Origin of the sequence: Chryseobacterium nakagawai, from assembly GCF_900637665.1 — a bacterium.
GTDB classification, from domain to species: Bacteria; Bacteroidota; Bacteroidia; order Flavobacteriales; family Weeksellaceae; genus Chryseobacterium; species Chryseobacterium nakagawai.
The window spans coordinates 5,172,572-5,186,191 of the sequence record NZ_LR134386.1 but is presented as its reverse complement, the minus strand read 5'-3'; the positions used below and the strand labels follow the sequence as shown (position 1 = coordinate 5,186,191).

Genomic DNA, 13,620 nt, shown 5'->3' with positions numbered 1-13,620 from the left:
TCATTATTAAATTTAAAAAATATGAGTGGACTTTTACTCTGTAAAATGAGCCGACCTTTTAAGGTGCTCATTGCATTGCTCTGTATGGTCATCGGATTGTCCATACAGGCTCAAACCATTACAATTGGTACCGGAACGTCTACCCAAAAGTATCCTTTAGGAGCTACTTGGGGGTTTGAACGTTCTGCATCTATTTACACGGCAGCTGAAATTGGAACTACAGGAAGTATTCTATCCCTGGGATGGAATTCTACCGGAGTTTCCAATATTGGAATGCCGGTAAAGGTTTATATAAAACCGGTAGGAACTACAACCACTATGACAGCGCAAAGCTGGAATACTTTAACTACCGGAGCTACATTGTTATATAGTGGAAGTGTAGGCCTTATACCTATAGGATGGTATACTGTTCCGTTACAGCTTCCTTATACTTATAATGGAATAGACAACCTAATGGTACTTGTTGAAACCAATTATGGTGGTTCTGGATCATTTAGTACAGGAGCAAAGATTGCTTACTCTAGTGTTACATCAGGACACATGTATATTGAGCAGGATAGTACGCCTCCTACGACTAAAACCGGAACAGTTACCAGTAACAGACCAAATATTCAGATGACTTTCGGTACACCACCCGCATGTTTACCTATGCCTCCGGGAGGATCAATAAGTACAGGAGCGGTTACCGCAACAAATGCTGTAATCAATTGGACTGCGTACGTACCTGCTCCGGCAGCGGGATATGACGTATTTTATAATACAACGAATGTACCGCCAGTAGCAGGATCAACACCTAATTTAACTGTTCCACCAGGTGCGCCAACTGCGACTATCGGACCATTAACTCCATTGACAACCTATTATGTTTGGGTAAGAGCGAAATGTAGTGCAACAGAACAAAGTGAATGGTCTACACCATTATCATTTGCTACACCGGCAACATGCCCGGCGATGCCTACTTCTGGAACAATCACAACGGGAACGATTACACCAACAACTGGGGTGATTAACTGGACTTCATTTGGTTATACCCCGGCGGAAGGATATGATATTTATTACAATACCACAGGTGCTGCACCTAATGGTACTACTTTGCCATCGCAAAATGTTCCAACAGGAACAACGGCAACATTAAGTCCTTTACTTCCTGATACAACTTATTATGTATGGGTAAGAGCAAGATGTAGTGCAACAGATCAAAGTACTTGGAATATTATTCCAAAATCTTTTGCAACACCACCTACATGTCTGCCAGTTCCTCTTGCAGCAGGTGCAACAACAGCCGGTTCAATAATGTCAATGACATCTAACAGTGCCGTTGTTACCTGGCCAGCATCACCTTCTGCCCCTGCAGGAGGATATGAAGTGTATTACAATACCACTGGTATAGCTCCTACAAATAATCCTACTACACAAGGTGCTATTACTTCAGGAACCTCTATACCGTTATCTCCACTAGTTGCGGGAACTACTTATTATTGGTGGGTAAGAGCGGTTTGTACTTCTACAGATAGAAGTGCTTGGACTCCAGGACCTCAATTTCAATTAGGGCAAATAGGATCTGGTAGTGGTAAGAGTACTCAACTTCCAGTAAATTCAAACTGGGGATATAATTATTCTCAGCAAATTTATAAAGCTTCCGAAGTGTCAGCAGCTGTTGGGCAAAATAAATTCATTACTGAACTTAAATTCTATGTAGATAATCCTGCTCCTGATCAGAGTAAATACAATGAGTGGGTAGTTTATATGGGGAATACTACACAGAATAATTTTGCAACAACCTCAAGCTGGGTACCAATCTCTTCATTGAAACCGGTTTGGTCAGGAATTTTACCTACAATGACGGCAGGGACTTGGGTAACTATACCATTAACAACTCCTTTGCTTTGGGACGGAACAAGTAATATTGTAGTGGCGGTAGATGAAAATGCACCAGCCTATTCTTCAACTCCATATGCTAATTGGGGAGCTTTTGCCGGAGGAACGCCTGAAAGAGGATTACAATATATTAGTGATGGTACTAATCCTGATCCTGCTTCTCCGCCATCGGGTACTAAGCAGGCCAACATTCCACAGATTGTTCTGAAAGGTATAGAATTAGTAGCCTGTACAACTGCACCTCCTACTAATATTAAAGTAAATAGTATTACAGCAAGTACAGCTATCGTTTCATGGACGCCTGCAATAGGAGCTACTTATAAATTACAATACAGACCAGCAGCAGGTGGAGCTTGGAAAGTAATTGATATTACAGCTCCATTAACAAGCAGTTGGCCATTATATAATTTGATAGATGGAACTCTGTATGAAGTTCAGATTGCAACAATCTGTAGCGGTACTCAGGGAGCATATTCTACAAGTACTCAGTTTACAACGTTAGCTCTGACTTACTGTCCTAACGTACCTCCTACAGGTACGCCAAGTGGATATATTGGTAAAGTGACTGTTACTCCTACAAATGGACCTTTAATGGTAAGTAGTTCAGGATATGATGGATATAAAGATTATTCTACTGATCCTACAAGATTAGTTACTCTGATTAGAGGTACATCAGGTAATAAAATTAGTATTACAAAATTCTGGCCTGGAAGTACATCTAGTTATGGAGTGGGAGTATGGATTGACCTAAATAGAAATGGAATTTTTGAACCAACTGAAAGAGTAGTGAACGCTACTAGCAGTACTACAAACCCTGTGGGAACTGTAGCAGCTGGTTTCAAAATAGAACTTCCACCTAATATTGCTACTTATGATGGTACTCTTCTTACTCGTATGCGCGTCGTAATGATGGATGGTACTGTTAATGCTCCATGTTCATCATTTGGAACATATAATGTAGGGGAAGTAGAAGACTATGCTGTAAGACTAATTGACGAGCCAGTATGTACAACGAATCCGCCAACAAACATAACGGTTTCAAATATTACAGATACGAGTGCTACGTTCTCATGGTTAGCTTCTACAGGTGCTACATATCAATTAAGATATAGAGAGGTTGGAACTCCTACTTGGACAACCGTTGCTGCTGTTCCTGCACCAGGGAATATATACACTACACCTGCAACTCCTCCTTTGAAAGAGCAAACCAAATATGAAGTACAGGTATCAACGAAATGTACTACTACTTTTGGAGCTTTCTCAAGCTCAGTACAATTTACGACATTACCACTGCAATATTGTCCTGTAACAGGTAGTGGAGATAACGATCATATTTCAAATGTTACCGTTACATCTGCTAATTCAGGAGTGCCGCCTATGAGCAATACTACTGTTCAGAATTCATATACAAGCTATACAACCCCGGCAACTCTTATTACTTTAGATGCAGGGTCTATCGACAATAAAATTCTTGTTGCAAAAGGATGGACAGGATCAACAGGTAATGACGCAGTGGCCGTTTGGATTGACTTTGACAGAAACGGACAGTTTGATACTTCTGAAAGAATTCTTGCTTCTGCAGCTAGTACTACTACACCGGTTACCAGCCTGTTTAATGTTCCTAATGCACCTCCTGCTTATATAGGACCGTATACAACTACGATGAGAGTCGTATTGAAACGTTCAACAGGTACAACTATTCCTACAGCATGTGCCAATGCTATTGATGGGGAAGTTGAAGATTATGCAGTAAGAATCAGACCGTGTAGTAATGCGATGCCAAATGCACCGACCTTTACTATGATAACCCATACAACAGCTATTGTTAATTTAGCTGGTGGTGCTAATACGGTAACTTACCTTGTAAGATACAGAGTAGCAGGAACTGGTACATGGACGCAAGTATATGCTTCTGCAGTATTAGGTAACGTTCCACTTACACTTACTGGATTAAGCCCGGCAACAACTTATGAAGTGGAAGTGGCTGCTGTTTGTGGAGGTACTACAGGTACAGCTACTGCAATTAAGACATTCTCAACGAGATGTGATCCTACACCTCCAACAGTAACCGTAAGCAATATTACTCCAACAAGTGCTTTGATTACTTGGAATCCAGTAGTAATAAGTGCAACATATAAAATGAGATGGAGAAAAGTAGGGGCCACAGCTTGGGAACCAGAAATTCCTCTTTCAAGTTCACCTAATACATATGTGTTAAATAATCTTGATTCGTTTGTTACTTACGAGGTTCAGATTGCTAATCAGTGTGCTGGTGAAACCACTTGGAATAATTTCTCAAATTCTAAAGTGTTTACAACGGTGAGAATATGTGAAATTCCACCTCCAGGATTGACAATTACTCAACTATTACCTACTACTGCAGAAATTACATGGGATGCATATCCAGGAGCAACATATCTTCTTAGATACAGAAAAGTAGGAATTCCAAGTTGGACAGAAGTTCCTACAGCGGTTAACACGGTTATATTGAATGGCCTTGTAGAAATGACGAAGTATGAAATGCAGGTAGTCAATATTTGTAGTGGTAAACCAGGAAATTATACTCCTCCTTACTATTTTACAACACCTACAGTAATTTACTGTAAGATGAAGTCAGAAAGCTCAACTGGAGAATATATTTCCAAGGTAACTGTTATTCCAAATGGAAAAGATAAAATGGAGAATGAGTCAAAAGGATCAACCTATACAGATTATACAGGAGTTCCTAAAGCGTTTATCGAGTTAATTCAGGGATCGACAGATAATGAAATTATCATCGAGAAAAAATGGTTAGGAAAAACTTATAATGAAGGAATTGCAGTTTGGATCGACTTCGATAGAAATGGTGAATTTGATATTTATGAAAAAATATTCACTTCATCTCCAAACACAACAACTCCTGTATCAGGTAAATTTAATGTACCGGCAGATGCTTTTGTAAGTACAACAGATTACAAATATGTTGTGATGAGAGTGGCAATGGAAAGAGATGGTGTTCCTGTAAGCTGTATGAATGTTAAGAATGGAGAAGTTGAGGACTATACGGTAAGAATTTCTAAACCGGGAGTAGCTAATCCAATTAACCAGAAAGATATCTTGATCTATCCTAACCCAGTAAGTTCAATATTGTATGTGAAGAATATTAGCAAAAGAGCTAAATATAAAATTTACAATGCTGCAGGGCAGATCATAGTAGAAGGTATTCTATTAAATAACGAAATTAATGTAACGAAATTGATTAATGGAGTGTACGTAATAGATATTGATGACAATGGTAATACTGCTCAAAAGAAATTTATTAAAGAATAAATAATTTAAATTTCAAATAGAATAAGCCTTCAGAAATGAAGGCTTATTTTTTTTGTTCAGTGATCCACTTTACAATATTTGGATTTGTTATTTATCCATTGTAAGATGATATATAATGGATATTGAAAAAGCCCTCAGAAATGAGGGCTTTTTATATTTAAAAAGGAGTAAAAGTTCTAAGCGTTTTTTATTCAATAGCAAAGATGACTTTTTCAGTCTGTTCTTTTAATTCTTCCAGATTGGTATTATTATAAATGATGCAATCTGCCATTTTAATTTTATCCCTTTCAGGCATTTGCTTTTCCATAACTGCCTCCACTTCACGATAGGTTTTGTTATCTCTGTCCATTACTCTTTTAATTCGGATATTATCCTCTGCTGTTACCAAAAGAGACTTATAACATTGTCTGTTAAGCCTTAGCTCAAATAATAACGCTGTTTCTTTAAAAACCAGATATTTGGTCTGCTGCTTTACCCATTGCTCAAAATCAATACGTACTGCAGGATGAATAATCTCATTTAGGTGCTGAAGAAGGTCTTTATTATTGAAAACCTTATCTGCTACAAACTTTCTGTCATATAACCCATTTTCATCATAAGATTCTTCGCCTAGAAGTTCCTTGATTTTAATTTTCAGCTCTTCACTGTCATTGACAATATCTTTTGCCCGGTCATCAGAATAATAAACCGGAAAACCAAATTCTTCAATAAACTTAGCAACTGTAGTTTTTCCTGAACCAATTCCCCCGGTTAAACCAATGATCTTGGGTGCGGGTGGCTCGGCCTGTTGGCCCTCTGAATGTAATTCTTCCATAATTAAAAATTAATACCCAAAAACATCATTAAAGCTGAACGTTTCACCAAGTCTTACGCCTTTTTCAGTCATTGTAAGACTAGCCAGCTCATTGTGAGCATCATGTTCAAAGAATAATAAATACTCATTATCAACACATTGTTTAAGGAATTTTCCTTTTTCCTCAAGTGTTAAAAGAGGTCTGGTATCATATCCCATTACATATACCTGATTAATGTGCCCAGCAGTAGGGATAAGATCAGCAGCAAAAACAATCGTTTTTTCCTGATATTGAATGACTGGAAGCATTTGTTTTTCCGTATGTCCGTCTACAAAGATAACATCCATTTTCAAGTCTGGTGCAAACCCATAATTTCCTGTAGTAGGGAGAGGTAAAAAGTTCAGCTGCCCGCTTTCCTGCATAGGCATGATATTTTCCTTCAGAAAGCTTGCTTTTTCCCTTGCGTTAGGCTCAGTTGCCCATTGCCAGTGGTTTTCATTCGTCCAGAAGTGTGCATTTTTAAAAGCAGGTCTGTATCCTGTTTTGTCATCATTCCACTCTATAGCGCCACCACAGTGGTCAAAGTGAAGGTGGGTAAGGAATACATCTGTAATATCTTCCTTTACAAAACCATATTTTTTTAAATTTTTATCCAAAGTATCATCTCCCCAAAGAGAATAGTGTCCAAAAAATTTATCATCCTGTTTATTGCCTAGGCCACAGTCTACAAGGATTAGTTTTTTTCCATCTTCTATAAGCAGGGAGCGGGTTCCCAGTTCAATTAAGTTTTTTTCGTCTGCTGGGTTAGTTTTTTCCCACAGACTCTTTGGGACGACACCAAACATAGCACCGCCGTCCAATTTAAATTTTCCACATTGTATTGGATATAACTTCATATATATTTTGATTTATTTCTTTATTAATTTCATTTTCTCAGCAATTTTCCGGGCATCTTTATCCGATTGTTCCAGATGCGAAATGATCGTGTTAAAATCATTCTCTTTTCTGTTCTGAGATAGTTTTTGTTTGATAAATATTTCTGTTGGAATTACTTTAATTCCAAAAGCTCCCTTCATTTCCTTTTCTACAAATTCTCTTCCCATATCTTTTACCATCATAGGACATTGCTGAAACTGCTCATATTTTGAGGTTAATTTATCCAAATGTATATACAGTTCATCCGGATTCATTAATGCCACTTTTCCATAGATCTGTACCGCTTCATAGTTCCAGGTGGAAACGTTGGTATGGTCATACCAGCTGCTGGAAATATAAGTATGAGCCCCTAAGAAATCACACAACACGTCATCGCCGTTTTTCAGGATTTTTGCCTGCGGATTAGCTCTGGAAATATGAGTTTCAATATAAGAATTTTCCGGATCATTTTCATTCAGCATCATCATGGAATGTGTTGCACGGATCTTATCAACAGAAGAGATGAGTAACGCAAAGGAATTTTCTTTGATAATTTCTTTCATCACATCCATATCTTCACTTCTGTACAATTTAGGAACAAACATAAATTAGCAATTATTCTTTTAAATTTTAAACAAAAACGTTGAACTTTAAACTAAAAAAGCTCTCCCGGATTTTTAGGTCTTGAAATGCTTAAATGCTGATACGCTTTATCAGTAACCTCTCTACCTCTGGGTGTTCTGATGATAAAACCTTCCTGAATTAAAAATGGTTCATAAACCTCTTCCAAGGTTTCAGGATTTTCTCCAATAGAGGTTGCTAAAGCAGAAATTCCCACAGGTTTTCCCTTAAAGTTTTCAATCATGACACGCATGATTTTATTATCCATTTCATCCAATCCAAACTCATCTACATTTAAAGAATTTAGAGCATATTTGGTAATGTTGATCTCGATTTCACCGTTTCCTTTAATTTCAGCAAAATCACGAACTCTTCTTAATAATGCGTTCGCAATTCTTGGAGTTCCACGGCTTCTTCTGGCAATTTCAATAGCGGCGTCTTCATAGATCACTACACCCAACACTCTTGCACTTCTCTGAATAATCATAGATAAAAGTTCAATAGAGTAGTATTCCAACCTGCTTTGAATACCAAATCTAGCAAGCATAGGTTTAGTCAGCATTCCGCTTCTGGTGGTTGCTCCCACAAGAGTAAAAGGATTCAGCCCGATTTGTACACTTCTTGCGTTGGGGCCAGTTTCCAACATGATATCAATTTTGTAATCCTCCATTGCAGAATATAAGTATTCTTCTACAACAGGAGAAAGACGGTGAATTTCATCAATGAAAAGAACATCATTTTCTTCTAGATTAGTCAGTAATCCGGCTAAACTTCCCGGTTTATCCAATACAGGACCGGAAGTAATCTTACAGTTTACCCCAAGTTCATTAGCAATAATATTAGCTAAAGTTGTTTTTCCCAACCCTGGCGGACCATGCAAAAGCACATGATCTAGTGCACCGCCACGTCTCTTGGCAGCAGTCACAAAAACCTCAAGATTTTCCAGCGTTTTTCTCTGTCCCGCAAAATCTTTAAAGCTTTGGGGGCGAATTTGTTCTTCCTGCATTAACTCCTCTCGTGAGTAGTTTTCCTTATCTGGATGTAAAAAATCTGGCATTAATTCATTTCATTTACCTCAAAGATAACAAATTTAGACTAAGATTGAAATGAAGATTGAGAAAAGGTGAATTTGAAACTGAGATTGAGATTAAGGCTGAGGTTTAGACAAAGACTAAGAACAGAATTGATATATTTTAAGTATTTTTGAGAGGAAAATTAAAATTTGATTGATTTTATTGGACATGTAGTTTGCGCAGATAAAGATCATTCATTTTCTAACCTTTAACCTAAATAAATGAAATTAATAGGCCCATTTAAGCAGGTTGTAACACTTGCCAATCTTCCATTAAGAGGAAAACTTACTGACGAACAATTAGAAATTATTGTGAATGGAGGAATAATCGTTGAAAATGAGACCATTCAGAGAATTGGTGATTTTGAGACGTTAAAAAATGAAAATCCAACAATAGAAATAGAAATCATTGAAGGAGAACAGGTGGTTCTTCCAGCCTTTGTAGATTCGCATACTCATATCTGCTTCGGAGGAAACCGTGCCAATGACTTTGCCATGCGTAACGCGGGAAAAACTTACCTGGAGATCGCGGAAAGTGGTGGCGGAATCTGGAGCTCCGTACAGCATACAAGAAATGCTTCAGAAGAAGAATTACTAAAAACATTATTAGAAAGAATCAAGTTCCTTGTTGATCTTGGAATTACAACCATTGAGATTAAAAGCGGTTATGGATTGGATGTAGCCAACGAGCTGAAGATGCTTCGAATGATTAAAAAGGCACAGGAATCTACAAAAGCAACATTGGTTCCTACCTGTCTTTCGGCTCATTTAAAGCCAAGGGATTTCGAAGGAAGCAATCCGGAATATCTGGACTATATCCTTACTGAGATTCTTCCAAAAGTAAAAGAAGAGAATTTGGCAAATCGTGTTGATATCTTTATTGAAAAATCAGCGTTCCAGCCTGAAGAAAGTAAAGAATTTTTACTTAAAACTAAAGATTTAGGTTTTGAAATTACGGTTCATGCCGACCAGTTTACACCAGGAAGTTCAAGAATTGCAGTAGAAGTGGGAGCAAAATCAGCAGATCATTTGGAGGCAACCATTGATGAAGATATAGACTTCCTTGCACAATCTGATACTGTTGCAACAGCCCTTCCGGGAGCAAGCTTAGGCTTGGGGGAAAAATTCACACCGGCAAGAAAATTATTGGATGCAGGAGCCATAGTAGCGATCGCAAGTGACTGGAATCCGGGATCAGCCCCAATGGGGAACTTAATCACGCAAGCATCTATTTTAGCGACTTTCCAAAAGCTGACAACAGCTGAGGTATTAGCCGGAATGACTTATCGGGCTGCTTATGCCCTTAATTTGGAAGATAGAGGAAAACTTGAAACAGGTAAAAAAGCCGATTTTGTGACTTTTAAAACCAATAATTTCCAGAATGTTCTTTATAATCAGGGAAGCCTGAGCGCTGAACACGTTTATATTGATGGAGAGCTAGTTGACTAGAATATAAAAGATTAATTCAAATGGAAGAAAAGCAATTGGAAAAAGAGCTTAATTATAAAGGCTTTTGGGATTGGTTTTTAACAAAAGAAAAAGACTTTTATGAAGTCGTTAAAAGCCATAGTCGGGAAACTATTGAAAAAGATTTTTTTGACCTTATTGCTCCCATGCTCAGTCAAATCAATGAAGGATATTATTTTCTGACCGGAATGAGTGATGATTCTACGGCAGAATTAGTTCTTACAGCAGATGGAGAGATCATGAATATTGTTTTTATTGAAGAACTTATTAATGCTGCCCCTCAGCTCAATCATTGGAAGTTTACTGCTTTAAAACCGGCAATGGATATAAAGAGTGTAAATGTCACAATGGGAGATTACAAATTTACAAAGGATAATATTTTTTTCTATTCCAATGAACAGGAAGAATATCCTGATGAGATTGATCTTGTCTTTATTTACGATGGGAATGTTGAAAACAAAGAGGCTATCACAACAGGAGTCTGTATTTTTTTAGATAATTTTTTAGGGGAATTAAATTTTGCCACACAGATTGATACATTTACTGTTGTAGGAAAAGATAAGGCCACAAAAGAACTTGTTCCTATAGAAAAATTGAAAGATTTTTTGTCGTGGAGAGAAAGAGAATTTACAGAAAAGTATAAGAGCGTAAAGAGAGCTGATATGGAGGAAGAATTTTCTGTTCTCAGAGCTGCTTTAGACAATGAGAAACCTCTTATCGCCTGTATGAATCTTCCTTTACTGAATTATGATGCAAAAGCTTCCTATCCATGGATTTCAGTTCTTAAATTTTATTATAACGGAGAGAATAATGATGGGCTTCCTGAAAAAGGAGATTTTGAAAAATTAAGTGATATTGAAGATAAAACCATTCAAGATCTAAAAGAAAAAGGATACTTGTATATAGGAAGAGAAACAGCGGATAATAATAAGGAAAGCTTTTTTGCCGGTAAAGATTTTAGAGAAATTTCTAAAGTTTTTAAAACCATAAAAGATACCAACCCCGAATATAAAATCTCATTCAGAATCTTTAAAGATAAATATTGGCAGTATTTTAAATACTATAATAATGCTGTTTAAAATTAGAATGTGGAAGAATTTTTTTTTCCACATTTTTTATGGATAAAATTATCTCTCCCCTTCCTTAAAATCATAGAACCCTAAGTTAAAAACTATGTGTTTTAAAAGCATGGTAGTCTAATGTTTACAATGATCTGTGTAACCTGTGAAACCTGCGGGAAATCATATACTTTTTAAATACATAACAAAGTGAAGTTCTTTTGGTCAACGACCTTAAAAAGCAATATGATTAAATCATAAAATCTTCTATATTTTTCATATTTTCTATAAGTTTTCTTATCTTGCACTGCAATTAGCGTTGATTTTTAGATAAATAACGCTTTTTTTCTATAGTTCTTAAGTGCACCGGAAAAACTGGATATTTTATTATTTCTCAGTACTTTTTTACCAGCTATATCCCGTACAAGGAAAACTTGTCAATATTATAAACGAACATAAAAATGATGAATTTTAAAAATATTAGATCTACTTTTAACAAAGGGGTTACTATTCCGAGTTTGATATTTATTATAGGAACCTGTTTTCTTTCAGCGGTGTATCCAAAACCGACTGAAAGCATCCTGAATGAGATTAAACAATTTATATTTGTCAACTTAAACTGGGTGTATGTATGGTCTGTAACGTTATTCGTTATTTTTCTGGTATACCTGTTATTCAGTAAATATGCCAATATAAAGCTTGGGGCTAATGACAGTAAACCGGAATATTCTTTCTTTTCCTGGATTTCCATGTTGTTTGCAGCTGGAATGGGGATCGGATTGATTTATTTCAGTGTGGCAGAACCTATGCAGCACTATTCCTCAGAAGTTTTCGCAGACAATCATTATGTAAGCCGGGCTAAGCAGGCGCAGCTCTATACTTTTTTCCATTGGGGAATTCATGCATGGGCAATTTATGGAGTAGTAGGACTTTCTTTGTCTTATTTTGCATACCGTTACAGATTACCTCTTTCATTAAGAAGCTGTTTTTATCCACTGTTAAAAGATAAAATTAACGGAAAATGGGGAAATGCCATTGACGTTTTTGCTTTATGTTGTACTTTCTTCGGAATTACAACAACCTTAGGTTTTGGAGTAGTACAGATTAGTTCAGGATTAAATATTCTTCACGTTACTCCGGAGAATAGTTTTACGTATCAGATTATCATTGTAGTTACTCTTGTCACTCTTTCCGTTATATCCGCCATTTCAGGAGTAGGGAAGGGGGTGAAAATTTTAAGTAATATCAATGTAGTCAGTGTAATTGGTCTTTTACTTTTTGTTTTAATATTAGGTCCTACGGTTTATCTGATTGGTAGCTTTACTGAAGGGCTGGGAAATTATATCAATAACTTCTTCAACCTTACCTTTAATACCCATGTTTATGAGAAAAATGCATTACCATGGTTTTATGACTGGACTATTTTATACTGGGCATGGTGGATTTCATGGTCCCCTTACGTAGGTTTATTTATTGCAAGAATTTCTAAAGGAAGAACTATCAAAGAGTTTATTCTGGCAGTTTTAATACTTCCTACATTATTCAATTTTATATGGATGTCCGTATTTGGAAACAGTGCTATTTGGTTCGATTTAAATGTTGCCAATGGGCAATTAAGCCAATTTGCAACAGATCCGGATGCCTTAATGTTCCGTTTCCTGGATTATTTACCCTTATCAGAGTTTACAGGATTCTTCGTCATCCTTATCATTCTTATCTTTTTTGTAACATCAGCAGATTCTGGGATATTTGTGATGAACAGTATTGCCACTAAAAATGCTAGTAAATCTCCAAAATGGCAAATCGTTTTCTGGGGTGTATTGCTTGCTGTTCTTTCTCTCTTATTGTTGAATGTTGGGGGCTTGAAAGCACTTCAAAGTATGACCTTAATTACCGCATTGCCGTTTTCTATCGTTGTGATTTTATTCATTGTGAGCTTGATGAAAGGGTTAGCGATTGACCAGAAATATTATGATACAAATTTTTCAGCCTCCACAGTACCATGGTCTGGTGAATTCTGGAAGGAACGTTTAAAAAATATTGTTTCCTTTAAAGATAATGCTTCTGTAGACCGCTTTATTAATGTGAAAGTGAAAGAAGCTTTTATTGATCTTCAACAGGAATTTGCAGCTAATGGAATTGAAGCTAAAATAAATCATCATGAAAGCCCTGTCAGAATAGAGATCGAAATCCATCAGGGTGTTGTTAATAACTTCGTGTATGGTGTGGAAAATAAAATAAAAACAGTTTCTGAATATATCATGAATGAAGAGAACCTTCCAGATCTTGACGATAATAAAACACATTATCCAAGATCCTATTTTGGAGATGGTAGAGAAGGTTATGATGTTCAGTATTTTACCAAAAATGAACTGATTTCTGATGTACTGAAGCATTACGAACGGTTTTTAGAAATTATTTCAGAAGAACGAAATGAAATGTTTATCAGCAGCAATGCCAATCAGAATAAAGATTAAAAAATAAGCTATTTATCTTACAATAAATT

8 protein-coding genes are annotated in these 13,620 nt (G+C 36.6%); 4 read left to right on the top strand and 4 right to left on the bottom strand.

Annotated features, from left to right (window positions below; genetic code table 11):
* Positions 1–21: 21 nt before the first annotated feature.
* The gene (locus EL260_RS23525; RefSeq protein WP_123857903.1) at positions 22–5,187 is read left to right on the top strand and encodes a fibronectin type III domain-containing protein; all 5,166 of its coding nucleotides are present in this window, start codon (positions 22–24) and stop codon (positions 5,185–5,187) included.
* Positions 5,188–5,374: 187 nt separating this feature from the next.
* On the opposite strand, the gene coaE is transcribed toward EL260_RS23525, so the two are convergent.
* From coaE to ruvB, 4 genes are read right to left on the bottom strand one after another with little or no spacing between them, the layout of a single operon-like run.
* Complete coding sequence (gene coaE, locus EL260_RS23520) at positions 5,375–6,001, bottom strand: dephospho-CoA kinase (RefSeq protein WP_123857902.1); 627 nt, start codon at positions 5,999–6,001, stop codon at positions 5,375–5,377.
* A 9-nt stretch (positions 6,002–6,010) separates the two neighbouring features.
* Positions 6,011–6,877 (bottom strand): MBL fold metallo-hydrolase, encoded by an 867-nt coding sequence (locus EL260_RS23515; protein WP_123857901.1) that lies wholly within the window; start codon positions 6,875–6,877, stop codon positions 6,011–6,013.
* 12 nt (positions 6,878–6,889) lie between these two features.
* Positions 6,890–7,501: an FMN-binding negative transcriptional regulator gene (locus EL260_RS23510; protein WP_123857900.1), complete on the bottom strand. Its 612-nt coding sequence runs from the start codon at positions 7,499–7,501 to the stop codon at positions 6,890–6,892.
* Between the two features lie 50 nt (positions 7,502–7,551).
* A complete protein-coding gene (ruvB, locus tag EL260_RS23505) occupies positions 7,552–8,574 on the bottom strand; it encodes a Holliday junction branch migration DNA helicase RuvB (RefSeq protein WP_115970451.1) in 1,023 nt (340 codons plus the stop codon).
* Between the two features lie 237 nt (positions 8,575–8,811).
* Here ruvB and hutI point away from each other — a divergent pair, with 237 nt between their 5' ends.
* From hutI to EL260_RS23490, 3 genes are all read left to right on the top strand, one after another.
* Entirely contained in the window at positions 8,812–10,038 is a 1,227-nt protein-coding gene (gene hutI / locus EL260_RS23500) for an imidazolonepropionase (RefSeq protein ID WP_123857899.1), read from the top strand.
* A 20-nt stretch (positions 10,039–10,058) separates the two neighbouring features.
* Complete coding sequence (locus EL260_RS23495) at positions 10,059–11,135, top strand: DUF695 domain-containing protein (RefSeq protein ID WP_123857898.1); 1,077 nt, start codon at positions 10,059–10,061, stop codon at positions 11,133–11,135.
* A 440-nt stretch (positions 11,136–11,575) separates the two neighbouring features.
* Positions 11,576–13,591, top strand: coding sequence for a BCCT family transporter (locus EL260_RS23490; RefSeq protein ID WP_123857897.1), 2,016 nt, complete (start codon positions 11,576–11,578; stop codon positions 13,589–13,591).
* The last annotated feature ends 29 nt before the right edge of the window (positions 13,592–13,620 follow it).